Origin of the sequence: Stutzerimonas stutzeri (assembly GCF_024448955.1) — a bacterium.
Lineage (GTDB): Bacteria > Pseudomonadota > Gammaproteobacteria > Pseudomonadales > Pseudomonadaceae > Stutzerimonas > Stutzerimonas stutzeri_AQ.
This window is the reverse complement of record NZ_JAMOIH010000019.1, coordinates 59196-84491: the sequence shown is the minus strand read 5'-3', so window position 1 is coordinate 84491 and position 25296 is coordinate 59196. Positions and strand designations below refer to the sequence as shown.

Below are 25296 nucleotides of genomic sequence, written 5' to 3'. Positions count from 1 at the left end.
ACGCTACTGGCGCGCCGGGGTGAGGAGTAGCCGTTGAGTACCGTAGACCTTGTCTAGGTTCTCGGTCTTGAACGGGAAGCTCATGTACCCGCCTTTCAACCAGGCCTCGATACCGTCGGCATAGTGCTGGCTGGCCGGATTACCGGACTGACCGGAACTGTTGAGCCCCATCATCGGCTCGTCGCGTCCGAAATCGACGATGATGCGCATGGCCGGGACCAGCCAGGTGTCGAAGTCATCGCCCCAACGATAGGCGGACACGTTCAGGGTGCTGTGATCACCTCCCGCTGCAAACGGGCCGCGGTCGAGATAGCTGCTGATGGCGTTGATGCCCGTACGCTGACTGGCCGACATGTAAGGCGCCAACTGCGTGGTCCCTGTTTGCCAGGTGTAGCTGTGTAGATCGCCCCAGCGCCAGGCACCTCGATCCACCCCTTGGGCCGCTTCCATACGTTTGGTTGCCGCCGCCAGGGAGCGTGCCAGAATGGCGGGTTTGTCCTCCCGCACAGGCGTACTCAGGTCATCCCAGAACGGACTGTCGTCTCGACCGAGCAAGTGGTCGGCCTGGGCCGAGTAAGACGTGTTCGCAACATCGACCAATGCCTTCCACGCAGCACTGGTGTCCGGTCCGAGTTCGTCGAGAAAGGTCTGTCGTGCCGACTCCATCAAGAAGGCCGAATACAGCGCGGCGTCGGCGGAATCTGCGGCGAGCTTACCATCGAAGCTCAGAAGGCTCGAAAGCGACTCGCGCGCCCTGTCCCGCTCGGGCGCAGCAAGCGCATCGATTGCTGCCTTCAGCGGCCCCGCCATTCCCGGCGCCTGCAGCATCGTCTGCAGCTTGGCAGCAAAGGTCGTGGTTTGGTCGTATTGCATGGCGATTGCGCTACGGCTGTCCTGCTTGCCCTGACCAAGCAGCTCGGCAATGCGCTCGCCACGTTCAGGGTAATACCAGGAATTGGATAACTGCATGCCGTAGCCTTTGGCGACAGTGCGCTGATTGGCTGTCGCCAGCCAGCCTTGTGCCGGGTCCTGATCATAGGGGTGCAGCATGGGATCGGCGAAGCCATCCCAATCGTAACGACTTTCCCAGCCCGGCGACGGCATCAAGCCCAACCCTTCTCGGCGATTGGGATAGCGCCCGGTCACCTGCCATCCGGTGCTTTGCTCATCGGCAAAAACGATATTGAGCGCCGCCGCTCGGATTTCACGAGCCGCCTCGAACGCCTGATCCACCGACTGCGCGCGGGTCAGGTCGAAAAAGGCGTCCAGCGACTGATCGCCTTCGAACTGGATGGTTTTCAGCGCAAGTCCATAACCGCTATTCAGCTGCAAGGGCTGCAACGGATGCTTGCGCTCGCCCAGCGCACTGTTCAGCAGCGGGCCATTACGGGTCTCGTAGACCGTCTCGCGCAGCGGCCGTCCGCCTTTGACGAAAAACGTCTCATGGCGCTCGCGCGCCGGCACCCATTTACCATCGGCGAGGTAAAGCAGGCGACTGCCTTCACGGCGTACCTGCTCCAGAAACAGATCCTGGTTATCGCCCATCACCATCGTCATGCCCCAGCCGAGCTTGCCATTGAAGCCCGCAACCACGGCGGGCAGACCTGCGATCGTCACCCCGGCCGCCTGGAATTTAGGTGAACGGATCTGCACGAAATTCCAGTACGAAGGCAACGACAAGGGCAGGTGCGTGTCGTTGGCCATCAGCGGCCTACCGCTGCGAGTGTTGCTGCCGGATACGGCCCAGTTGTTCGAGGCGGCGACACCCAGCATGTTCAGTGAGGCGACCTGGGAAGCAGCGTTATCGAGCGCAGCAAGTCCCGGTATGTCACCGCTCAGTTTGAGTCCTTTGAGCTTCTCGGCTTCTTCGAAGGGCAGCGCCTCGTCGGGATAGATAGGCGTCAGCCAGGCGAGCTTATCGCTGCCGATCTTTTGCGCCATGACCAGCGACGCGATTTCCTCCTGCAGATTCACCGCCAGGCCGAAGTTCAACAGGCAGAACACCAACACCGAATCTTCAGCCTTCCAGTACTCGGGGGTATAACCAGCGGCGGCCAGATCCATCGGCAGCTTGTCGCGATGGCGGAACAGGTACGCATTGACGCCTCGGGCGTAGACCTCAAAGAAGCGCTTCATCCTCGGCGACGCTTCGTGATAAAGCACAGCAGCGCTTTTACGAAGATTAACCGCGCGCATGAAGCGATCGATCTCCAGCACGCCGGGCCCGGCCATTTCTGCAAGGCGCCCTTCGGCCATGAGCCGTAAGCTGACCATCTGACTCAAACGATCGGTGGCGTGCACATAGCCCAAGCCGAACAGCGCATCGTGGAACGTCGACGTCTCGATCAACGGCATTCCCAAGCCGTTGCGTCGAATGCTCACGCTCTTGTCCAGACCAGTAACGGCCTGCACACCCTGCGCTGGCGGCAGACTGTCGCTGTAGCGACTATCCAGATAGGCCTGACAACCGCCGAGACCGCCGGCTACCAATGCAGCGCCCAAAGTCAGGGGAACCAGAACGAACGGCAGACGCAGAGACATTGATGGCTCCTTACAGGCAGGGCGCTAGGAATAAATCAGGATAGAGGATGCGATGCGTTATGCCGGCACGTTCAGGCGGCTTCGCGACCTTTCGGCAAGGCTTCGTCGAGCAACCAGCGAGCGGACCGACGCGCTGCGGCCTTGTGTTGCAGTTCGAGCGCGCTGAAGTTGGCTTCGTGACGACGGCGCTCGGTTTTGTCCAGGGCTTTCCAAGCGGCGTGCGTGGGTACTTGTTCGGTCGCCTCGAAGAGCACCTGAAAGACTTGGCAGCGCGGATCCTGACCAAGAGCCGAATCGTAATTGTCCAGCAGGACCTTGATCCGAATCGCACCTTCAATCAGGGGCACCTGCTCGTCGAGCAGGCTGCCCGCAAGCACGCGCAGATCGGCCGCAAGCGCCGCGTGCTGCTGCGCCTGCAAATCCGCGAGTTGTTGCTCTCTGCGCCAGACCCTGCGCCATAAATGCAAGGCGTATCCGGCCAATACCGCAATTAGCAGTAGGCTGGCAACGAGCAGCACAATGGCGAGGGGCGTCATGAGCGGATCAGGCTCCGTGGCATTTCTTGAATTTCTTCTGGCTGCCGCACGGGCAAGGATCGTTGCGGCCAACATCCTTCAGCGGATTGCGTACCGGGTCATGGCTATGGTTGCAGTGCGGGCCGTGAACATGAGGTGCATGGTCATGCTCGTGATCGTGGTTGCAATCGGGGCCGTGCACGTGGGTTTCGTGGTTCATGAGGTGTCGCTACTCCGGGATAAAGTTGCCGGGGATTATCTCGCCATTGGTGGAGATGTGCACGCGCCGCCCGAGCATCAAACCGGTTTTCAGCTCACCATCCAGACGATAGGCAATCGGCCGGTCCGGCTTCTCGAGCAAGCGCACGATGTACTTCATGTGCCGCCAGAGATTGGTGTGAATGGGCACTTCGTAATAGTCGAAGCCATGACCGGGCACCGTCGTCCAACCGCTGGACTCGCCGCTCGCCAGCTCGATGTCGTTGAGATGAACTCTATAGATCAGGCCACGTACAGGCAGGCTCTGCTCATTGGGATTGTCGATGCGAAAACGCAGCATGAACTGCTGCTCGAGGAGTCTCGCTTTGATGATCTCGACATCGGTGAGCTGAACCCGAGGATCTTTGAAATCGCCGCTGAACCAGGTCGAACAACCCGCAAGGCCAGACAGCAGCCCCAGCAAAACCACTGCTCTCGATATTCTTCTTATAAGTGAGTGGCAAAGCATTCCGGTACTCCAAAGGACGGCCAAGTGTAGCAAGCGGCAGATCAGCTGCAATGGGTGTATGGCGAAATTAACATGTCCCTGCTACGTCTTTGCTACTCCTGCCGCTGCCATGAACCCGTCGCACTCTGCTCACCTTCCGGCCTCCCCAGGAACGCCGCTACGTCTGCGTTCAATCAACCAGCAAGCGCTCGTGCAAGCACCGCCCGCGTCTTGACTATCCCTTCCGCCAGCGCCGCTTCGATTTCAGCCATTGTGATCACACCGGTGGTTTTGCCGGCGGCCGGATTGACCACCAGTGCGAGGCAGGCATATGGCAGCTCAAGCTCGCGAGCGAGCACCGCTTCGGGCATGCCGGTCATTCCGACGATATCGCACCCGTCGCGCTCCATTCGGGCGATTTCGGCCACTGTCTCCAGTCTTGGGCCTTGGGTGCAGCCGTAAACGCCATGACTGCTGAACAGATAGCCCTCGGCAGCCAGACCGGCAATCAGACGTTGACGCAGCGGTTCGTCGTAGGGGTAGCTGAAATCAACATGGGTAACATGCTCGACGTCACCCTCGAAGAAGGTGTGCTCACGCCCATAGGTGTAGTCAATGAGCTGATGCGGTACACACAGGTGGCCCGCACCCATCGCCGAATGGATGCCACCGACGGCGTTCACCGCGACGATCGCCTGCGCCCCGGCACTCTTGAGTGCCCATAGGTTGGCGCGATAGTTCACCTGGTGCGGCGGGATGCGATGCGGATGGCCGTGGCGCGCCAGAAAGAGTATTTCCCGCCCAGCATATTCCCCGCGCAGAATTTCTGCTGACGGCGGGCCGTAGGGCGTTTCCATGGGTACAGCTTCATGCAGGCTGAGCCCCGGCAGCTCGGTGAGCCCGGTGCCGCCGATAATGGCGTGGACAGTCATCTTTGTTTCCTTGGTCAAACGATCAATTCGGCTGCTTTGAGCGTGGCAATCGATGCGCGCCAACGCGGATCCTGCTTGTATTCCAGCGAGCCTGAAACACGGGTGCGCATCTTCGCCAGCATCGGTGACGGTTGCGCGCCAAGACGCTGCAGCGCCGACAATGCCAGTTCAGCCGCACCCCTGTCGTTACACACCAGCCCCATGTCGCAACCCGCCGCAAGCGCAGCTTCAATGCGGCTCGCCGCATCACCCGCGACATGCGCACCGGCCATCGACAGATCATCGCTGAAAATCACGCCCTGGAAGCCCAGCTCTTTGCGCAGGATGTCCTGGAGCCACCGCTGAGAGAAACCAGCCGGTTTGTCGTCTACCTGTGGATAGATCACATGAGCGGGCATTACCGCGTCCAGTTCGCCTGCCAGCCGTTGGAACGGGATCAAATCACGCTGGCGAAGCGCCTCCAGCCCTCGCTCATCGACTGGGATCGCCACGTGCGAATCAGCCTCGGCCCACCCATGACCAGGAAAGTGCTTGCCTGTGGCTGCCATTCCGGCGCTTTGCATACCTTTAATGAACGCGCCCGCAAGCTCGGTAGCGCGTTGCGGATCGCCCTCGAAAGCGCGTGAACCAACCACTGCGCTGCGCTGATGATCGAGGTCGAGCACTGGCGCGAAGCTAAAATCCAGTCCAACCGCCAACACTTCCGTAGCCATCACCCAACCGCAGATTTCTGCCAATTTCGGCGCATCAACGCGCGACGCGAATTCGCGCATCGCCGGCAGGCGAACGAAGTCACGCCGCAGCCGCTGGACGCGTCCACCCTCCTGATCGACCGCAAGCAAAATATCAGGCCGCACAGCTCGAATCGTACGGCAGAGTTCCTGCACCTGACGCGGGTTTTCGATATTGCGCGCGAACAAAATCAAGCCGCCTACTTCCGGCTGGCGCAGCAACTGGCGATCCTCGGCGGTCAGCCAAGTGCCGGCGATGTCCAGCATCAATGAACCTTGCATGATAGTGAGCAGATCCTTAATTCAGCGTTGCGCTCGACCAATCGGGGCATGCCGCTTCGCCTATCTGTACGGCACAACCAGCCGGCACACGCGAGAAGAGATCGAGCAAGTCGGCATTGCGCAGCCTGATGCAGCCGTGTGAGAGCGGTACGCCCATGGGCTCTGAATCAGGCGTGCCGTGCAAATAGATATATCGACGGAAGGTATCGACCTCGCCCATTCGGTTGTATCCGGGTTCGCAACCACTGAGCCAAAGAATCCGGGTCAGTATCCAGTCGCGTCCCGTGTAGCGATCATGCAGTTCCGGGCTCCAGACCTCGCCCGTCCAACGGCGGCCACGCAGAACAGCGCCGGCCGGCAATCCTTCGCCGATGCGCGCACGCACCTGGTGAAGGCCACGCGGTGTACAACCGGAACCGTTGCGTTCCCCCGCACCGTTAAGAGCGGTCGACACAGGAAGCCGGAGGCACAGCCTGCCTTCGGTAAACCCGTAGAGCAGCTGGTCGGCAATCGAGATATGAAGGAAATCGAGATCAGACATGGGCGGCAAGCTTAGCCGATCACTCCCAAACCGTGCACCTCAACCCTTGGCCGGCATTGCCAATGCATTGCGACGGGCAATGGCGTGAGCCTGCGCCAGGTCGGGATCGTCCACGCCGGAATCTGCTCGCATACCGGCCGCCAGAAACGGGACCATCATCCGCATGACCTGCTCGATGGACGTTCTGGCACCGAAGTCGTTCTCGGCAATCGCCCTCAGCGCCTTGATGCCCGACATGCTGAACGCCGCCGCGCCGAGCATGAAATGTACGCGCCAGAATAGTTCGATCGGCGGAATCGAAGGAGCAGCTTCATGCACCCGCATCATATAACGACGGAAGACCTTGCCATACATGTCCTCGAGATATCGCCGCAGGTGGCCCTGGCTCTGGCTAAAGGACAGGCCCAACAGGCGCATGAAGATCGACAGGTCGTCGCCGCTACGTGGCGTCACCGCTAGCGCCTGCTCGACGAGAATCTCCAGCAGCTCTTCGAGACTCTCTTTTCTGTCGGACTGGGCTTCACGTCTGTCCAGCTCACGCTCGAGACTCACACAGAACGGGCCGAGAAAACGCGAGAAGACCGCCTGGATCAGGGCCTTCTTCGAACCGAAGTGGTAGTTCACCGCAGCCAGATTCACACCGGCCTTGCTGGTGATAAGACGAAGCGAAGTCTCGGCGAAGCCTTTCTCAGCGAACAACTGTTCCGCTGCGTCAAGAATACGCTCCACTGTTTCAGACTGCGCCATGCCCCCTCCTCCGACAAACACCTGTTTGAAACTTACGTTTCAGCCCACACCAAGTCAACCACCAAAGCGCCCGGACGCTTTCGCGCTCTACCAAAGTTAGCGGCACGCTCGCCCAGCTCCCACCAAACAACGATTGCCAAGCATCAGGCACTGTATATAATCCCAGTCACTGTATAAAAGAACAGAGACGCTCATGATCAAGCTGACCCCTCGCCAGTCGGAAATTCTTTCGTTCATCAAGCGCTGCCTGGAAGACAACGGCTACCCGCCTACGCGAGCGGAGATCGCTCAAGAGCTGGGCTTCAAATCGCCCAATGCTGCCGAAGAGCATCTGAAAGCGTTGAACAAAAAAGGCGCTATCGAGATGACGCCCGGCGCATCGCGCGGGATACGTATTCCGGGCTTCGAACCCGCAGCCGAGGAAAGCGGCTTGCCGATCATTGGGCGAGTCGCCGCTGGCGCGCCCATTCTGGCTCAGCAACATATAGAAGAGTCCTGCCAAATCAATCCGACATTCTTTCACCCGAAAGCCGATTACCTATTGCGCGTGCACGGTATGAGCATGCGAGACATCGGCATTTTTGACGGAGACCTGTTGGCCGTCCATACCACACGCGAGGCACGCAACGGCCAGGTCGTTGTGGCCCGCATCGATGATGAGGTCACTGTGAAACGTTTCAAGCGTGAGGGCCACAAGGTTTGGCTGCTAGCCGAAAACCCCGAATTTGCCCCAATCGAAATCGATCTCAAGGAACAAGAACTGATTATCGAAGGGTTGAGTGTCGGTGTGATACGCCGCTAACAGGCCGTTAAAAAACGTAGGCAAGACGAGGCGCGACGACCTACGGAAAACAGCCGAAGAAACAGACCGGCCTCGCTTATGAGCTGGCTGTTTGAATAAGCGCCTGAGGCTGTTTTTAAACGACGTATTGGCAACGCAGGCAGTTTCAACAGCCTGCCAAGGAGAGGTTGATGCAGTACCACCCCCAGCCCACCACAGGCAAACCACCGCAGCTGTCCTTATTCGAAGGCCTGATTGCACATCGCTTGATGCCAATTCAGGAAGTCGTCCGCAACAAGCCGAAAGAGACCGATGACAGCCTGAGCGAAATGACCCTGAGCGGTAGTAGTGATCACTGTCACCTGCTACTCGCATCCATTCTTCGAGATCTTAGCGAAGCCGCCGATACGCGCTGGCTGACACTGATTGCGCCACCCGCATCGCTTTCACAAAGCTGGCTGCGAGATACCGGACTCAACCGCGACCGCATTCTGTTGTTGCAGGCCCGAGAGACGCAAGGTGCTCTTGAGCTGGCATGCAAAGCGCTCATGTCAGGCTGCAGCCATACGGTCATCACCTGGCTGCCGCGCCTCGACAAACATGGTCGGCTGAAACTCCGCGCGGCAGCGGATCAAGGTAGCGCGCGCAGCTTGAACATACGCTTGGGAAACTGACCCCAGCTGCTCGGCATAAGGAAGTGCCGAAACCCGCCCAGCCGCAAAGGCAACCAGGCAGCCTCTCAATGTAGTACGCGCGGCCCCTCCTCCTCCCGCTCGAACTCCCCTTCTGATACTCGTCCCGCCATCTGCACGCCGACATTGAACATCGCCTTGGCGATTTCGACATGCTGACCTTGCAGGAACACCTTGGCATCGTCGGAAAAATCCAGCGTGACCAGGACACCTTCATCCTCAGCACGACGCAGCACGATGGTACCGTCGGGTAGCTCGACGATTTCCAGAAACGATGTTGGCATGAGTCTGTTCCCCGTGAAACGGCGCATTGTAACAGCCGACCGACTTGTCGGCTGCCCTTGGCTTCTCCACGTGAGAACCGTGCCGTGCTCATCATGGTAGCGGTGGGCTTAAAGCAGGTGCGCCGTCGAACAACGACGCAGTAGGATGGGACTATAGAAGTCCAGACAGCAGTCGGGACAGCCCTAGCCGCTTCAAGGACTCAGGATGAGCACAAGAACCTTACTGTTAACCGCATTGGCCATGCTCGCCTTTGCTGGCAATTCGCTGCTTTGCCGTGCCGCATTACGCGACAGTCAGATCGACCCTACAAGTTTTACCGCGCTGCGCCTGCTGGCCGGGGCGCTGGTGCTGTGGCTACTGCTACGGCTACGTAACGGCCCTTCGGCTGCAGCTGGCGGCTGGTACGGCGCCCTCGCGCTCTTTGCTTATGCTGCAGCGTTCTCGTATGCCTATTTGCATCTCGATGCTGGCGCTGGAGCATTGCTGCTGTTCGGTGCCGTGCAGCTGAGCATGATTATCTGGGGGCTAATCACAGGAGAGCGGCTATCCCATCTGCAGATCACCGGGCTGGTACTGGCTGCAGGGGGACTGGTCACAATCCTTCTACCCGGCGCGAGCATGCCGCCGCTATCGGCTTCGTTGCTGATGGTAATTTCAGGTGTCGCCTGGGCAGCCTATTCGCTGCTTGGAAAAGGCGCGCCCGATCCGCTGGCCGCCACCGCTGGGAATTTCATTCGCAGCCTGCCGCTCATGGCCGTGCTTTGTCTGCTGGCTTTGGGTGGGCTCGAATGGGACCGCGCAGGAGTCATGTACGCCTTGTTATCCGGTGGGCTGACATCCGGTGTCGGCTACGCGATCTGGTATGCCGCGCTACCTGGCCTTACGGCTATCCAGGGCGCCAGCGTGCAGCTGAGTGTGCCGCTTATCACTGCGCTTGCGGGCAGCTTGCTGCTCGGGGAAACGCTAACCGTCCAACTCTTGATTGCCGGTGTTGCAATCCTGGGCGGCATCGCTCTGGTCCTGCGGGTCAAGCACAACACATGAAGCAGCCCCGGAAAGCCGCACACGGCGTTCCGTTCACCACTCGGTGAGCGATTCGCGGAAGCGCAAGGCCAGATCCTTCAAATTGCCGCGCCAGGATTCCACATCTGCACGCGCCAATTCCGGGGTTTCTTCGTCCACGCTGACCGCCTCGATCAAGGGCATGGTTGGATCGGTCTTGCTTTTGGCCGGTGCGCGTGGCGGCTCGAATAGCCTGGTATGAGCCTGCAACAATTGCGCAAGCCAGGTTTCGGAGTGCTCGGCCATCTCGCTCAGCTCTGCAAGCTCCGGGCTGGGAGAGGGATTGGTTGCCGAGCGCACCAGCAACAATTCGACACGCGGCGCGCTCGCTCCAGGCAGTCGGTAATAGCCGGCAATCTCGTGACAAAGCCCCAACAGCGCACCGTACAGGTGAAAAAGACTGGCCTCTCGTTCGGCCTGGATCACGCCAGGAGCATTCAGCGCGCCATGCTCTTCGGCCCGACGCCAATTCTCGAGAGCGAGCCCGGCGAAGTAAATTTTCTGATTGGTTCGGGTATACAGCTCATGAGCCATGGCGGGGCGCTCTCGTAGATCAGCGTCAAGAAAGTTGCAGGCGTCCCCACCTGCTTCCATCGAGGCTATGCAGCTTGCCTAGCCTCAAACATCTTTCAGCTTTAGCCTATTTGGTGGTTTTGTCTTCTATCTTCCACTTGCTGCCATCGTAGAACGCCTTCCAGCCAGTCGGTTTACCGTTCACCTCGGTCTGCACATATTGCTCCTTGGTTTTACGGCTGAAGCGGATGACGGCTGGGCGGCCTTCAGGATCTTTCTGCGGCGCACTCATCAGGAAGTGATACTTCGGATCGATCTCATCCTTATGTGGAATCAGCTCCAACACAAGCGGTGCACGGGTTTCGCGGTTCTTCGGAAACTGGCTGGCCGCGAGGAATAGCCCGGACGCGCCGTCACGCAGAACATAAGTATCGTCAACCTTCTCGCATTTGAGCTCGGGCATCTTCACCGCATCCATCTTCGGTGGTGCTGCCTCACCGCTTCTGAGCAGTTTGCGAGTGTTTTTACATTCCGCATTGGTACAGCCGAAGAATTTGCCGAAACGACCGGTTTTGAGCTGCATTTCGCTGCCGCATTTGTCGCATTCCAGGCTCGGACCCTCGTAGCCCTTGATGCGGTACTGACCTTCTTCGATCTCGTAGCCGGTGCAGTCGGGGTTGTTGCCGCAGATATGTAGTTTGTGCGTCTCGTCCAGCAGGTAGGCATCCATGGCGGTGCTACAGATCGAGCAGCGGCGCTTGCCGAGCAATACTAGAGATTCGGATTCGCCCTCGTCGTCGGCGGCGATCTCGTCACCCGGAATCAGATTGACCGTGGACTTGCAGCGCTCTTTCGGCGGCAGGCTGTAACCAGAGCAGCCTAGGAACACGCCGGTGGAAGCCGTGCGGATCATCATCGGCCGGCCACAGACCTTGCAGGGAATGTCGGTCAGCGTCGGCTGGTTGGCGCGCATGCCATTTTCGCCGGCCTCGGCGACCTCCAATTTCTTGCGGAAGTCGCCATAGAATTCGTCCAGCACATGCTTCCATTCGCGCTCGCCCTGGGCGACGTCGTCGAGGTGCTCTTCCATGCCGGCAGTGAAGCCGTAGTCCATCAGGTTGTTGAAGCTTTCAGACAGGCGCTCGGTGACGATGTCGCCCATCTTCTCGGAATAGAAGCGGCGGTTATGTAGCGACACGTAGCCGCGATCCTGAATGGTCGAGATGATCGCCGCATAAGTGGACGGACGGCCGATGCCGCGCTTTTCCATCTCTTTGACCAGGCTCGCTTCCGAGAAGCGCGCCGGCGGCTTGGTGAAGTGCTGGCTCGGGTCGAGCTTGAGCAGCGCCATGGCATCGCCTTTGTTCATTTCCGGCAGTACGTCATCTTCGCCACTCTTGCTCTGCTGTGGCATGACCTTGGTATAACCGTCGAACTTGAGGATGCGGCCCTTGGCACGTAGTTCGAAGTTGCCGGCTGTTACCGCAACGCTGGTGGACAGGTATTGCGCTGGCGGCATCTGGCAGGCAACGAACTGGCGCCAGATGAGATCGTAGAGCCGCTCGGCATCGCGCTCCATTCCGGACAGCTGGGCCGGGCGCAGGTTGACGTCGGACGGGCGAATCGCTTCGTGCGCTTCCTGGGCGCCTTCCTTGCTGGAATAGACGTTGGGCTTCTCCGGCAGGTACTTGCCGCCGAACTCATCCTCGATGAAACCACGCACCATGCCGATGGCATCCGCCGACAGGTTGGTGGAATCGGTACGCATGTAAGTGATGTAACCGGCCTCATACAAACGCTGGGCCATCATCATGGTCTTCTTCACGCCAAAACCGAGGCGATTGCTCGCCGCCTGCTGCAGGGTCGAAGTGATGAAGGGTGCGGACGGCTTGCTGCTGGTCGGTTTGTCCTCACGCTTGCTGACGCTGTAGCTCGCGCCTTGCAGTTGTTCCAGCGCGGCCATGGCATGGCCTTCGTTCAGCGGCTTGAACGCCTCGCCATTCTCGCGCGCCACTTCGAAGCGAACCTTGGCCTTGTCAGCCGTGGCCAGGTCGGCATGGACTTCCCAGTACTCTTCAGGAACGAAGGCGCGGATTTCACGCTCGCGCTCGACCACCAGCTTCACCGCCACCGACTGCACGCGCCCGGCCGACAGGCCTCGGGCAATTTTGGCCCACAGCAGCGGCGAGACCATGTAACCCACCACGCGATCGAGGAAGCGCCGCGCCTGCTGCGCGTTGACGCGATTGATATCCAGCTCGCCCGGCTTGGAGAAGGCTTCCTGGATGGCCTTCTTGGTGATCTCGTTGAACACCACGCGTTTGAAGCGGCTGTCATCGCCACCGATGGATTCGCGCAGGTGCCAGGCAATGGCCTCCCCCTCTCTATCCAAGTCGGTCGCGAGATAGATGGTGTCGGCTTCCTTGGCCAGGCGGCGCAGCTCCTCGATCACCTTCTCCTTGCCCGGAAGGATCTCGTATTTGGCTTTCCAGCCATGCTCGGGATCGATCCCCATGCGGGTGAATAGCTGACGCTTGGCTTTTTCCTTCGGTGACAGCGCAGGGGCTTCTGCAGCCGCCGCCTTGCCGCGCTTTACCGGTTCGCGAGCCGCGGAACCGCTGGTAGGAAGGTCGCGGATGTGGCCGATACTCGACTTCACCACGTACTGGTTGCCCAAATACTTGTTGATTGTCTTGGCCTTGGCCGGTGATTCCACGATGACCAGCGATTTACCCATGGAGACGAGAGTTCCTGAATCGAGAGGTGAACTGAGAATATCGAACCGACAGTAGTCGAGCGCCACAAACGACGCTTGGCCTGCCTGAAAGAAGCGAAGCAGCCCTTTTACGGGACTGCAAAGAGCAGTCATTTGCTCCGGAAATCTTTCGTACCCACGAGCAAAATCCATTGGCAGCCTGGCTGCCCGGTGGGTTTTGTACTGCCCGAAACCGGCGAAGTCGCCAGCACTCGGCTTGAAAGCACCGCTATATATAGTGGCGATAGAGCCGAGGTCAAGCATAAGGGGTAAGCCAGAGTGACCTGAAGGCACTCAAAAACGGCTGGGCTCGGCTTCGACCAATGCAAAACGGGGAAGCGTTTCACCGTCGACCTCCACCGTCTCGGTAAACATCGACAACGGACGCACCCAAAGACCGAAATCCCCGTAGAGCGCCTGGTAGAAGACGACTGGCTCTTCGGTTTCGGAATGCCTGGCAACTGCATATACCCGGTACTCGGGGCCTTTGTAATGACGATAACGGCCTGGTGTGACCTGCATCTGGAGTGCCTCTGAAAAACCACATATCCATCAAATGAAAACCGGGGCACGAGGCCCCGGTTTCCGTGTCACCGAACAGCTTAGACGCGTTCGAACACCGTGGTGATACCTTGACCCAAGCCGATGCACATCGTGGACACGCCGAGGGTACCGCCGTTCTGCTTCATCACGTTCAACAGGGTGCCGGAAATGCGCGCCCCGGAGCAACCGAACGGATGACCCAGTGCAATGGCGCCGCCATGCAGGTTGACCTTCTGGTCCATCTTGTCGAGCAGCTTCAGATCCTTCAACACGGGCAATGCCTGGGCAGCGAAGGCCTCGTTGAGTTCGACATAGTCAATGTCGTCCATGGTCAGACCGGCGCGCTTGAGCGCCTTCTGGGTAGCCGGTACAGGACCGTAGCCCATGATCGCCGGATCGACACCAGCCAGCGCCATCGAGCGAATCACGGCCAGCGGCTGGATGCCAAGATCCTGAGCGCGCTGCGCAGACATCACGATCATGCAGGACGCGCCATCGGTGATCTGCGAGGAAGTCCCCGCCGTCACGGTGCCGCCCTTGGGGTTGAACGCAGGCCGGAGGGTGGCCAGGCTTTCCAGGGTGGTTTCCGGGCGGATGGTTTCGTCGTAGTCGAAGACCTTGAGGAAGCCGTTCTCGTCATGGCCCTGCATCGGAATGATTTCATCCTTGAACAGGCCTTCGACGGTCGCCTTGTGCGCCAGACGGTGCGAACGCTCACCGAAGGCATCCTGCTGCTCACGGGTGATGCCATGCATCTTGCCCAGCATTTCAGCAGTCAGGCCCATCATGCCGGACGCCTTGGCGGCGTATAGCGACAGCTGCGGGTTCGGGTCAACGCCGTGCATCATGCTCACGTGGCCCATGTGCTCGACACCACCGACGACGAACACATCGCCATTGCCGGTCATGATCGCCTGGGCAGCGGTGTGCAGCGCACTCATGGACGAGCCACACAGGCGGCTAACAGTTTGCGCAGCGCTGGTGTGCGGGATGCGGGTCATCAACGACGCCATGCGCGCGATGTTCCAGCCCTGCTCCAGGGTCTGGTTGACGCAGCCCCAGATCACATCCTCCACTTCGGCCGGATCAATTTTCGGATTGCGCGCGAGCACGCCTTCGATCAATTGCGCGGACATGGTCTCGGCGCGGGTGTTGCGGTGCATGCCGCCCTTGGAACGACCCATCGGGGTACGGCCGAAGTCGACAATGACGACGTCTCTCGGATTAAGGCTCATATCTTCACTCTCGCTCGATTAACCGTAGAAGCGCTGGCCGTTGGCGGCCATCTCACGCAGCTTCGCAGTCGGGTGGTACAGCGGGCCCAGGTCGGCGTACTTGTCGGCCAGCGCCACGAACTCGGCGACACCGATCGAATCGATGTAGCGCAGTGCACCCCCGCGGAAGGGTGGGAAACCGATGCCGTAGATCAGGCCCATGTCGGCTTCGGCGGCAGTCTCGACGATCTTGTCTTCCAGGCAGCGAACGGTCTCCAGGCACAGCGGGATCATCATGTAGTTGATGATGTCCTCATCGGAGAGCTCGCGGGTCTCGCTGACGATCGGCTTGAGCAGCTCGTAGGACTGCGGGTCGACGACCTTCTTCGGCTTGCCTTTCTTGTCCATCTCGTAGGAGTAGAAGCCCTTGCCGTTCTTCTGACCCAGACGGTTGGCCTCATACATGACGTCGACTGCGGTCTTGCTGTCGTCCTTCATGCGATCCGGGAAGCCTTCGGCCATGACGTCACGCCCATGGTGACCAGTGTCCATGCCGACGACGTCCATCAGGTAGGCCGGGCCCATGGGCCAGCCGAATTTCTCCATCACCTTGTCGGCGCGCACGAAGTCGACACCGTGAGCGATGGCACGGGCGAAGCCGCCGAAGTACGGGAACAGCACGCGGTTGACCAGGAAGCCCGGGCAATCATTGACCACGACCGGACTCTTGCCCATTTTCTTGGCGTAGGCGACGGTGGTGGCAATCGCGGTTTCGCTGGTCTTCTCGCCACGGATGACTTCCACCAGCGGCATCATGTGCACCGGGTTAAAGAAGTGCATGCCGCAGAAGTTTTCCGGACGCTTGAGCGCCTGAGCCAGCAGGCTGATGGAGATGGTCGAGGTGTTGGAGGCGATGATCGCGTCTTCACGCACCAAGCCTTCGACTTCAGCCAGCACCGACTGCTTGATTTTCGGATTCTCGACCACGGCTTCGACGACAATATCGACGTTGCCGAAATCGCCATAGGAAGTGGTCGGGCGGATGGCATTGAGGGCTTCGGCCATCTTGGCCGGGGTCAGACGACCCTTCTCGACGCGCTTGCCGAGCAGCTTGGAGGCCTCGTTCAGGCCCATTTGGATGCCTTCTTCGCGAATATCCTTCATCAGGATCGGCGTGCCTTTGACAGCCGACTGATAGGCGATGCCGCCACCCATGATGCCTGCACCAAGAACGGCGGCCAGCTTCACGTCGCGGGCCTGCTTGTCGTAGTTCTTGGCCTTCTTCTTAAGTTCCTGATCGCTGAGGAACAGGCCGACCAGGCTCTGTGCGACCGAGGTCTTGGCCAGTTTGACGAAGCCGGCGGCCTCGACTTCGATGGCCTTGTCACGGCCAAAGTTGGCGGCTTTCTGGATGGTCTTGATCGCTTCGACCGGCGCCGGGTAATTCGGACCAGCTTGGCCGGCGACGAAGCCCTTGGAGGTTTCGAAGGCCATCATCTGCTCGATGGCGTTGAGCTTGAGCTTTTCCAGCTTTGGCTGACGCTTGGCCTTGTAGTCCAGCTCACCGGAAATGGCGCGCTTGACCAGATCCAGCGCAGCTTCCTGCAGCTTCTCCGGCGCGACCACGGCATCGACGGCATGCACTTTCAGCGCATCTTCGGCACGGTTTTCCTTGCCCGAGGCGATCCACTCGACGGCGTTGTCGACACCGATCAGGCGCGGCAGGCGCACGGTGCCGCCAAAGCCTGGGTAGATGCCCAACTTGACTTCCGGCAGGCCGACCTTGGCCGTGGTGGACATGACGCGATAGTCAGCCGCCATGCACATCTCGAAACCGCCGCCTAGGGCGATGCCGTTGATGGCGGCGACGGTGGGTACGCCCAGGTCTTCGAAATCGCTGAAAATCTTGTTCGCTTCGAGGTTGCCGGCGACCAGTTCTTCGTCCGGGAGCTTGAAGTTGTCGACGAACTCGGTGATGTCCGCGCCGACGATGAACACGTCCTTGCCGCTGGTAACGATCACGCCCTTGACCGACGCGTCTGCCTTGATGGCATCGACGGCCTGACGCAGGTCGTTGAGAGTGAGGCGATTGAACTTGTTGACGGACTCACCCTTGAGGTCGAAATTCAATTCGACGATGCCGCTCTCAAGAGCCTTAACCGTGATGGCTTTACCTTCGTAAATCATCAACTGATCTCCAGGAATGGAAGCTGAACGTTACGTGTCGCACGTCGCCGGTCTGAACGACCGTCACCGAATACGGTGAAACGACACCCACCGACACGATAAACCGGGCTGACGGCATTTGCATGGCAAACGCTCGATTCATACGCCCGTTTGATTTGGGTAGCACACCTTCATGGAAAAGCGGTCTGTTGTCAATCGGCTGACCATTCACTCGAAGACGCTAACCCTTGCCAATCGAATAGCTAAGCCTAGCCAAGCCCTTCAACGCTGCCGCTCGATAGACATCGTTTCCGTCGCGCAAAGCCACACAGCCGATCAATCAAGGCCGGCGCGATGAACCCAAACCGCGCGGCGTCGTCACACTGACGAGGCACCTTGTACACTCCGCGCCAGCCTCACCTCGTTCAGCTGCGCCGCTTGCGGCCGCGTTTCAGGAGTTATGCATGTCCGTACCCATTGCCCACGTCGATAGCGGCCAAGATCCCTACAAGTGGCTGGAGAACCGCGACGCACCTGAGGTGCTCGATTACCTGAAGGCGGAAAACGCTTACTTGGAGAGCCAGCTGGCAGATCAGGCCGAGCTGCGCGAAGCGCTGTTCCAGGAAATCAAGGGCCGCATCCGCGAAACCGATCTTTCGCTGCCCGCCCCATGGGGTCCGTGGCTTTACTATCAACGCACCACGGCCGGCGATGAATACCCGCGTCACTACCGTTGCCCGCGCCCAGCGGACGGTTCGCTCACGGTCGATGAAAACGCCGAGCAACTGCTGCTCGACCCCAACGAACTGGCAGGCGGTGGCTTTCTCTCGCTGGGCGCCTTCAGCGTTAGCCAGGACCAGCGCAAGCTGGCCTACAGCCTCGACACCCAGGGCGACGAAATCTACCGGCTATTCGTCAAGGATCTGGAGAGCGGAGAAGTTATCGCCCTGCCCTTCGACAATTGCGACGGCAGCATGACCTGGGCGAACGACCACCAGACGCTGTTCTTCGGCGAGCTCGACGATACCCATCGCCCGCACAAGATCTATCGTCACCGCCTGGGAGACGAAGGTTGCAGCGAGGTCTACCACGACCCGGATGGTCGCTATTTCGTGCATTGCTACCGCACCAGCTCCGAGCGCCAACTGGTGATCCTCTCCAACAGCAAGACCACCAGCGAAGCCTGGGTGCTACCGGCCGGCGAACCGGAAGGCCGCTGGACCTGCCTCGCCCCTCGTGAGGAGAACCACGAGTACTACCCCGACCACGGCCAGTTCTACGGCGAGTGGCGCTGGTTCGTGCGCAGCAACCAGACCGGGATCAACTTCGCTCTGTATCAGGCGGCGGAAAGCGCGCCGCAAAGAGAAAACTGGCAGGAGCTGGTCGCACAAGACGACGCGGTGATGCTCGAAGAGATCAGCTTGAATGCTAGTGCCCTTACTCTCAGCCTACGCGAAGCCGGCCTGCCGATCATCGAGGTACGGCCGCAGAACGGCGCGGCCTATCGCCTGCAATTGCCGGACGCGGCCTACAGCCTGCATGTGCAGAACACCCTGGAATTCGAAAGCTCGGTGATCCGCCTGCGCTACGAAGCGCTCAACCGCCCCGCGCAGATTCGTCAGCTGCAGCTTGCCGACGGCGAACAGGAGGTCCTGAAAGAAACCCCGGTAGAAGGCCCCTTCGACGCCGATGCCTACGAAAGCCGGCGCATCTGGGCAACCGCGGCGGACGGCACCCAGGTGCCGATCAGCCTGGTGGGTCGCCGCGAGACCTTCGGCAAAGCTGCGCCGCTCTACCTGTACGGCTACGGTGCCTACGGCCACAGCCTCGATCCCTGGTTCTCCCATGCGCGGCTATCGCTGCTCGACCGCGGCTTCATCTTTGCCATCGCCCATGTGCGTGGTGGTGGCGACCTGGGCGAAGCCTGGTATCGCGCCGGCAAGCTGGAGCACAAGACGAACACCTTCGGCGACTTCATCGCCTGCGCGGAGAGACTGATCGCCGATGGACATACCACGCCGCAGCGCCTAGCCATCAGCGGTGGCAGCGCCGGTGGCTTGCTGATCGGCGCGGTGCTCAATCAGCGTCCGGAACTCTTCGGTGTCGCCATCGCCGAAGTGCCCTTCGTCGACGTGCTCAATACCATGCTCAATGAAGAGCTGCCCCTGACCGTCACCGAATACGACGAATGGGGCGACCCCAACCAGCCGGACGTGCACGCACGAATAAAGGCCTATGCGCCTTACGAGAATGTCCGGGCGCAGGCCTACCCGGCAATTCTTGCAGTCGCTGGTTACAACGACAGTCGGGTCCAGTACTGGGAGGCGGCAAAATGGGTCGCCAAGCTTCGCGCCAATAAGACCGACGACAATCTGCTGCTGCTGAAGACCGAGCTCGGCGCCGGCCATGGCGGCATGAGCGGTCGTTATCAGGGGTTGAGGGATGTGGCCTTGGAATACGCTTTCGTACTAAAGGTTTTCAACATGGCAGCGCGCTGAGGCGAGCAAGTAGGTGTAATTCGGCAATTGTGCCGCCAGCAGCGCCGGGGTATGCCGACTTGTGGTCGGAACGCCTCCTGCGCGTCGGGGTCATCTAACACACCACTGTTTTCGGAGCGATTACCCATGACCAGGACATCCTCAAACCAGGCGTCACAGAACGTGCATGGCTGGGAGCGCGCGGCTTCGATCGCAGGCGGGTTGTACTTTCTCGGCAAAGGCATCGGCCGCGGGGGGCTGGGCGGGTTACTGCAGCTAGCGGTGGGCGGTATGGCCCTGGCACGCGGCATGACCGGGCATTGCGAAGCCAAGCGCGTACTTTGCGAAGTGAACGAACAGGCCAAAATGGCCGAAGGCAACTACCGGAGCATGCCGCTGGAACGCAGCGAGGCGGACCGGGAGAGAATGAAAGCCAACGCCCAAGCAGCCACCTCGACCGCGACGGTTACCGGCAACGATTCGCTTACCAATCCGCAAACCGGCGTCTGAGCGATAACCGGCGCGCCTTGATGGGCGCGCCAAAGCACAGGCATCGCGGATGGCAGCTTTCCGAGCGCAAGGGGCTCCCGTCAGTGGTCGTGATCGCAGTCCGGCCCATGAACGTGATCGTCCTCGGCGGATTCGACCGGCTCCATCTCGAGCTCGAGACTGACCAAATTGGTAGCCAGCGGGCGCAGCAGCAGATTGGCGTATTCGGTGTCACCTTCCTCCACGTCGACGCCGATCATCAGCTGGTTGTTGCCGACCTGTTGAATCCACACCTCCCGCCCTTGCCACATCACGGCAAAACGGGTGCAGGACGTTTCGAGCTGAGTACCGTCTACGTCTTCCAGGATCAGTTGCAGGCTATCGCTCATGGTCAAAACTCTCGATGAATAAAGGAGGCAGGACGTTAGCCGCCCTGCCGGATTCAGGCCTTGATCAGGCCTGGGTCAATTTCGCCGCCGCCCGCTCGAAGCGAGCGAGACCTTCAGCGATATCGGCTTCTTCGATAATCAGGCTCGGTGCCAGGCGGATGACATCAGGACCAGCTTGCAGGATCATCAGCGCTTCCCTTTCGGCGGCATCGAAGATCTCTCTAGCGCGGCCTTTCCACGCCTCACTCAACACGCAGCCGATCAGCATGCCCATACCGCGCACCTGATCGAACAACCCGTAGCGCTGACCGATTTCCAACAGCCCGCGCTTGAAACGCTCGTGCCGGTCCTTGACGCCGTTCAGAACTTCCGGGGTATTAACGATATCGACCACCGCTTCGGCCACCGCGCAGGCGAGCGGATTGCCGCCATAAGTAGTGCCATGAGTGCCGACACTGAAATGCGCGGCGATTTCATTCGTGGTCAGCATCAATCCGATCGGGAAACCGCCACCGAGGCTCTTGGCGTTGGTCAGGATATCCGGCGTGACACCGTAGTTCATGTAGGCGAAAAGCTCGCCGGTACGGCCCATGCCAGTCTGGACTTCATCGAAGATCAGCAATGCGTTGTGCTCGTAGCACAGCTTGCGAGCCCCTTCCAGATAAGCCTGGTCGGCGGGCAGAACGCCGCTTTCACCCTGAATCGGTTCAAGTACCACAGCGCAAGTTTTATCGGAGATGGCGGCGGCCAGCGCATCGAGATCGTTGTAAGGAACATGGCTGATGCCTTGAATCTTCGGCCCAAAACCGTCGGAGTACTTCGGCTGGCCACCGACCGTCACGGTAAACAGCGTCCGACCATGGAAGCTGTTCACTGCGGAGATGATTTCGCATTTCTCCGGCCCGTGATTATCGAAGGCATAGCGGCGCGCCAGCTTGAATGCCGCCTCGTTGGCTTCGGCCCCGGAATTACAGAAAAATGCCCGATCGGCGAAGGTCGCGGCGACCAGTTTCTTGGCCAGGCGCAGCGCCGGTTCGTTGGTGAAAATATTGGAGATGTGCCACAGCTTGCCGGCCTGCTCGGTCAGCGTAGCCACCAGCGCCGGATGGGCATGACCCAGCACGTTCACGGCGATGCCACCGGTAAAGTCGATCAGCTCTCGTCCGCGCTGATCCCAGACTCGCGAACCCTGGCCACGAACGGGAATGAAAGCGGCGGGTGCGAAAGTGGGGACAATGACCTGGTCGAAATCTGCGCGTTCTACCGGGGTGTGCGGGGCGGACATCAGGACTCTCCTGCGATGCGACACGATATGAATGAAAACGCCCCGCCATGGCGGGGCGCAGCACTCGCAGTTTAAACGCAGGGCCGGCAGGAATGGGCGGCCCTGCCAAAATTATCTTCAGGAGACGACCGAGTGCTGCCGGTCAAGCACGATGGCCTGATCCAACGTTTCCAGCAACGCCTTGCGCGCCTTGAGCTTGGTGTTCTTGTGAGCCGTCATATTGATTTTCTTCAGCTGTGCCGCAGCCGCTTTGGCGACGTCCATAAGCTCACCAGCAGGAACGATCTTGTCGAGGAAGCCGGCATCGAGGGCCGCCTGCGGTGCGAAGATTTCGCCGTTGATCACCGAACGCTGGAACGCCGGTTTGGTCAGCCGATCCCGCGCCAACTCGATACCCGAATGATGCATCGTCATGCCGATCTGCACTTCATTGAGACCAATGTTGAAGGCGCCGTCGACACCGATGCGGTAATCGGCGGAAAGCAGCAGGAACGCCCCCTTGGCAATGGCATGTCCAGGGCAAGCGACGATGATCGGGAAGGGATGGGCAAGCATTCGCCGCGTGAAGGCCGAACCGATGGCTACGAGAGCAATGGCGTTTTCAGGCCCTGAAGTCATGACTTTGAGGTCATAGCCGCCGGACAGTATCCCCGGCTGGCCGGTGAGAATCACCACCGCGCGGTCCTGCTCTGCGCGATCGAATGCGGCGTTGAGCGCGTCGAATACGGCCGGAGACAGCGCATTGACCTTGCCATTGTTCAGGGTCAGCGTGGCAATGCCGTCTTCGAGGTCGTAGGAAACCAGATCACTCATGACGAATATTCCTTGTTAGAAGTCCGCTGACGTTACCCAGCACAACCCGCAAGGTAAAGCGTCGTGACTGACTGACAAGTCATGCTGGCCACCCATCAGTGCAGTACGAGCGTCGCAGCGTTCAATCTTTCAGCAGAAAAATCGCGGTTCAAGGCGGCCGACTTAGCTCTCAGCTGTAACCGGCTCAAGTTCGAGCACGGCAAGCAACTCGGGGTGCAGAAGTGTCTGCAGCTGCGGATCGGCGATGAACAGATCGTAAGAGCCGTCGGCAATACCACAGCTGATCCGATAGGGCGTGCCATTGGCGTCGACGGTCAGCTGAGAGAGATCCAGGTAACGAGGTTCGCAAGGCATCTTGTTTGCGTCCCGCATGACCACCACCTTGGGTCGCAGGTGCAACTGCTGATGCTTCTCCAGCACCAGCGCGATTTCACCAGTGTGCAGCTCGACCAACGTACCTACCGGGAACACCCCGAGCCAACGAATGAATTCATTCACCAGGCTCTCATCGAATTGCTGGCCGGCACTGCTGCGCAGCACGTCATAGGCAGTCTGGATCGGACGCGCATCGTCATAGGTGCGATGGCTGGTGATCGCATCGAAGGCATCGACGATGGTGATCACTCGTGTGGTGAACGGAATCTGATATTGATCGATCCCTTGCGGATAGCCTTTGCCATCCAGCCGCTCATGGTGCCCGTACGCGGCGTGCACGGCCGCAGCGGGGATATCATCCTGGCCACACAAGGCCTCGTAGCCGAACGATGGGTGCAATTTGATGTGCTCGAACTCTTCCTGGGTCAGCTTGCCCGGCTTGTTCAGAACGGCGGGATCGATCTTCATCTTCCCGACGTCGTGCAGAAGCCCCGCGATACCCAACAGCTCTATTTTCTCGTCTGGCAACCCAAGGTGCGTCCCGAAGCCCATCGCCAGAATGGAGACGGAAAGACAGTGCAGGCTGGTGTACACGTCCCGAGACTTCAGACGCGTCAGCCAAAGCATGGCGCTCTCGTTGCGCAGCATGCTCTCTAGGTTCCGCTTGACCAGTGCCTGGCAGGCCTTGGTATCGATCACTCGACCCTGCTGGACATCTAGCAGCACCTGATCCAATACCAGTGCGCTACTTCGATAGGCTTCGCGCGCCTCCTGCACTTCAAGCGAGAGCGGGATACGCGACATCTTGCGCTTCACCCGTAGTGGCGTCGCCGATGGCACCATCATCTGGCCCTGATCGAGCAGCACTCTCCGGGTGTCATCGACGAAAACGTAGTCGCAGCGTTCGCGCACCGCCTGGATATGCTCCAGTTTGAGCAGCGGGAATCCTTGGAATAGAAAGTCGGTCTGGCGCCACGGCCGATCCAGCTCGCATATATACATGCCGAGCTCCAGATGGCTGACGTGCAAACGCCGCTTCGTAGCAACTTCTGCCACGTCAGGCCGCTTGCGCTTGCTTTTGAATAACTTCATCGAAGCCTGTCCTGGCTCTTTATATTCGCGACGCTCGACTCCGCTTGCGTAAAGCACCGAGATGTTACTAGAGCTAAGAACCTCAAGATTTAATATAGGTTCACTTCAACCCTACATTTCGCCCACATTCTAACGGTGCGTTAACCACATGAAAGATCTAAAAAACTTTTTGCCATCCGCGTTCTCTTCGGCTACATTAGCGCGCCTCGACGGACATCAAGCCCGTCGAGACCCGGTGAGGTGTCCGAGCGGTTGAAGGAGCACGCCTGGAAAGTGTGTATACGAGAAATCGTATCGTGGGTTCGAATCCCACCCTCACCGCCAGACTCGAAATATGCAAAGCCCCGATTATCGGGGCTTTGTCGTTTCTACCGTTCGCAATACCATCAGAAGTGCCGAGTACATTTTCGGCTCGCGCAGCCATACGATCCCTGGCCGCCTGGAAATGCACCGCAACGAGCCATCACTCGATAGGTCAATTTCCACTGGCTCCGCCTACTGCGGAGCCCGCTGGGCTGCTACCGGGCCTTCCGGTTCCGTTACCGCCTGATGTTCCGATTTCACCCGCGGCTGCGCCGTTTACGGGGCTGACGTTTCCATTAGCACCACGATCGCGGATGGGCTCAACGGGCGTACCGGTGGTCGTCGACCTGCCAGGCTCCACCGTCGATCTTCCCGGACCAGTGGTCGTGATCGGACTATCGCTATCACCCGGCCGCGTGACGCCGGGATTAGGAGCGCCACCACTCGGGGCCTGTCCGGGCTGAGTTGCGTGTGTGCCGACCGAATTGTTCGGGCTGGCCGAGCCCGCTGCGCCCGACTCAGCTGCCGAGCCGCTAGATACCCCAGGCTCGCGAATGGCGTTGATCTCGTCCCCAATCCGTTGGCGATTTTGCTCCATCTCAGCGCCGATCTGGTCACGCTCCTGTTGCAGGGTCATGTTTTCTTCTTCGGCATTCGCGGCGCCTGAAGCGATCAGGGCGAACAGCATTGCCGGCACGCCAAGCCTATTCATGGTCAGTCTCCATTCAAGGTGTTCATTTCATGGACAACGAAAACCACGCAGCTGCGCACGAGTGATGATCAGCCCATAAAGCTGCCCCGTCAGGTCGCGCCTGAATGAAGCTCACGTTTACTGGCCTGTAAATTGCTTGAGATTAAGCCCACGCCTTCGAGAGTGATCATTAGGCCGTTGTCGGGCAGCGGATCAGACCGTTGCCGCCACCACAAACCTATACAGCGCGTCGCAATTCATCGGCGCGTAATTTTTTCGGCAAGACGCTCGACGGGAGCCGGGCAACCGGAGCCCACGCGCCAGATCAATAGAAAGGCCGCTACCATGTTCAAACATAAGAAGTTCAGGCAGGCCA

General features: G+C 59.6%; 23 protein-coding genes and 1 tRNA gene. 6 read left to right on the top strand and 18 right to left on the bottom strand.

Going from position 1 to position 25296, the window contains the following annotated elements; all coding sequences use genetic code 11:
- Positions 1-3: 3 nt before the first annotated feature.
- From NA645_RS18405 to NA645_RS18370, 8 genes are all read right to left on the bottom strand, one after another.
- Positions 4-2541: a penicillin acylase family protein gene (locus NA645_RS18405; RefSeq protein ID WP_256050173.1), complete on the bottom strand. Its 2538-nt coding sequence runs from the start codon at positions 2539-2541 to the stop codon at positions 4-6.
- 71 nt (positions 2542-2612) lie between these two features.
- Positions 2613-3077 (bottom strand): DUF2489 domain-containing protein, encoded by a 465-nt coding sequence (locus tag NA645_RS18400; RefSeq protein WP_256050172.1) that lies wholly within the window; start codon positions 3075-3077, stop codon positions 2613-2615.
- A 7-nt stretch (positions 3078-3084) separates the two neighbouring features.
- Positions 3085-3276 (bottom strand): SEC-C metal-binding domain-containing protein, encoded by a 192-nt coding sequence (locus tag NA645_RS18395; protein WP_256050171.1) that lies wholly within the window; start codon positions 3274-3276, stop codon positions 3085-3087.
- 9 nt (positions 3277-3285) lie between these two features.
- The gene (locus NA645_RS18390) at positions 3286-3783 is read right to left on the bottom strand and encodes an LEA type 2 family protein (protein ID WP_131648348.1); all 498 of its coding nucleotides are present in this window, start codon (positions 3781-3783) and stop codon (positions 3286-3288) included.
- 173 nt (positions 3784-3956) lie between these two features.
- The gene (locus NA645_RS18385; RefSeq protein ID WP_256050180.1) at positions 3957-4694 is read right to left on the bottom strand and encodes an S-methyl-5'-thioinosine phosphorylase; all 738 of its coding nucleotides are present in this window, start codon (positions 4692-4694) and stop codon (positions 3957-3959) included.
- Positions 4695-4708: 14 nt separating this feature from the next.
- Positions 4709-5707: a beta-N-acetylhexosaminidase gene (gene nagZ / locus NA645_RS18380; RefSeq protein ID WP_256050170.1), complete on the bottom strand. Its 999-nt coding sequence runs from the start codon at positions 5705-5707 to the stop codon at positions 4709-4711.
- Positions 5708-5723: 16 nt separating this feature from the next.
- On the bottom strand, positions 5724-6248 hold the full coding sequence (locus NA645_RS18375; protein ID WP_256050169.1) for a L,D-transpeptidase: 525 nt from the start codon (positions 6246-6248) through the stop codon (positions 5724-5726).
- A 39-nt stretch (positions 6249-6287) separates the two neighbouring features.
- Positions 6288-6995 (bottom strand): TetR/AcrR family transcriptional regulator, encoded by a 708-nt coding sequence (locus NA645_RS18370; protein WP_256050168.1) that lies wholly within the window; start codon positions 6993-6995, stop codon positions 6288-6290.
- 193 nt (positions 6996-7188) lie between these two features.
- Here NA645_RS18370 and lexA point away from each other — a divergent pair, with 193 nt between their 5' ends.
- Positions 7189-7797 carry a transcriptional repressor LexA gene (lexA, locus tag NA645_RS18365; protein ID WP_131648344.1) on the top strand — a complete coding sequence of 203 codons (609 nt, stop codon included), beginning with the start codon at positions 7189-7191 and terminating at the stop codon, positions 7795-7797.
- Positions 7798-7967: 170 nt separating this feature from the next.
- Entirely contained in the window at positions 7968-8450 is a 483-nt protein-coding gene (sulA, locus tag NA645_RS18360) for an SOS-induced cell division inhibitor SulA (RefSeq protein WP_256050167.1), read from the top strand.
- Positions 8451-8515: 65 nt separating this feature from the next.
- On the opposite strand, the gene NA645_RS18355 is transcribed toward sulA, so the two are convergent.
- A complete protein-coding gene (locus tag NA645_RS18355) occupies positions 8516-8752 on the bottom strand; it encodes a hypothetical protein (RefSeq protein ID WP_131648343.1) in 237 nt (78 codons plus the stop codon).
- 205 nt (positions 8753-8957) lie between these two features.
- Here NA645_RS18355 and NA645_RS18350 point away from each other — a divergent pair, with 205 nt between their 5' ends.
- A complete protein-coding gene (locus NA645_RS18350) occupies positions 8958-9797 on the top strand; it encodes a DMT family transporter (RefSeq protein WP_256050166.1) in 840 nt (279 codons plus the stop codon).
- A 33-nt stretch (positions 9798-9830) separates the two neighbouring features.
- Here NA645_RS18350 and NA645_RS18345 read toward each other — a convergent pair whose 3' ends face one another.
- From NA645_RS18345 to fadB, 5 genes are all read right to left on the bottom strand, one after another.
- Positions 9831-10349, bottom strand: a complete 519-nt coding sequence (locus NA645_RS18345) for a DUF6586 family protein (protein ID WP_256050165.1) — start codon at positions 10347-10349, stop codon at positions 9831-9833.
- 106 nt (positions 10350-10455) lie between these two features.
- Complete coding sequence (gene topA, locus NA645_RS18340; RefSeq protein ID WP_256050164.1) at positions 10456-13065, bottom strand: type I DNA topoisomerase; 2610 nt, start codon at positions 13063-13065, stop codon at positions 10456-10458.
- 312 nt (positions 13066-13377) lie between these two features.
- Positions 13378-13605 carry a DUF1653 domain-containing protein gene (locus NA645_RS18335; protein WP_131648339.1) on the bottom strand — a complete coding sequence of 76 codons (228 nt, stop codon included), beginning with the start codon at positions 13603-13605 and terminating at the stop codon, positions 13378-13380.
- A gap of 80 nt (positions 13606-13685) precedes the next feature.
- The gene (gene fadA, locus NA645_RS18330; RefSeq protein WP_256050163.1) at positions 13686-14861 is read right to left on the bottom strand and encodes an acetyl-CoA C-acyltransferase FadA; all 1176 of its coding nucleotides are present in this window, start codon (positions 14859-14861) and stop codon (positions 13686-13688) included.
- Between the two features lie 18 nt (positions 14862-14879).
- Entirely contained in the window at positions 14880-17027 is a 2148-nt protein-coding gene (gene fadB, locus NA645_RS18325) for a fatty acid oxidation complex subunit alpha FadB (protein ID WP_256050162.1), read from the bottom strand.
- Between the two features lie 443 nt (positions 17028-17470).
- Here fadB and NA645_RS18320 point away from each other — a divergent pair, with 443 nt between their 5' ends.
- Both NA645_RS18320 and NA645_RS18315 read left to right on the top strand, forming a co-directional pair.
- The gene (locus tag NA645_RS18320; protein ID WP_256050161.1) at positions 17471-19504 is read left to right on the top strand and encodes a S9 family peptidase; all 2034 of its coding nucleotides are present in this window, start codon (positions 17471-17473) and stop codon (positions 19502-19504) included.
- A 126-nt stretch (positions 19505-19630) separates the two neighbouring features.
- Positions 19631-19993, top strand: coding sequence for a YgaP-like transmembrane domain (locus NA645_RS18315; RefSeq protein WP_256050160.1), 363 nt, complete (start codon positions 19631-19633; stop codon positions 19991-19993).
- A gap of 80 nt (positions 19994-20073) precedes the next feature.
- Here the strand turns inward: NA645_RS18315 and NA645_RS18310 are convergent, their stop codons facing one another.
- The 4 genes from NA645_RS18310 to NA645_RS18295 all read right to left on the bottom strand — a co-directional run bounded on the left by NA645_RS18310 (position 20074) and on the right by NA645_RS18295 (position 23926).
- On the bottom strand, positions 20074-20361 hold the full coding sequence (locus tag NA645_RS18310; RefSeq protein WP_256050159.1) for a topoisomerase II: 288 nt from the start codon (positions 20359-20361) through the stop codon (positions 20074-20076).
- A 64-nt stretch (positions 20362-20425) separates the two neighbouring features.
- The gene (locus NA645_RS18305) at positions 20426-21646 is read right to left on the bottom strand and encodes an aspartate aminotransferase family protein (protein WP_256050158.1); all 1221 of its coding nucleotides are present in this window, start codon (positions 21644-21646) and stop codon (positions 20426-20428) included.
- A 117-nt stretch (positions 21647-21763) separates the two neighbouring features.
- Positions 21764-22459, bottom strand: a complete 696-nt coding sequence (locus NA645_RS18300) for a crotonase/enoyl-CoA hydratase family protein (RefSeq protein WP_256050157.1) — start codon at positions 22457-22459, stop codon at positions 21764-21766.
- A gap of 162 nt (positions 22460-22621) precedes the next feature.
- Complete coding sequence (locus tag NA645_RS18295; RefSeq protein WP_256050156.1) at positions 22622-23926, bottom strand: HD-GYP domain-containing protein; 1305 nt, start codon at positions 23924-23926, stop codon at positions 22622-22624.
- A gap of 234 nt (positions 23927-24160) precedes the next feature.
- Between NA645_RS18295 and NA645_RS18290 the strand changes: the two genes are divergently transcribed.
- Positions 24161-24250 (top strand) — tRNA-Ser (locus NA645_RS18290).
- The last annotated feature ends 1046 nt before the right edge of the window (positions 24251-25296 follow it).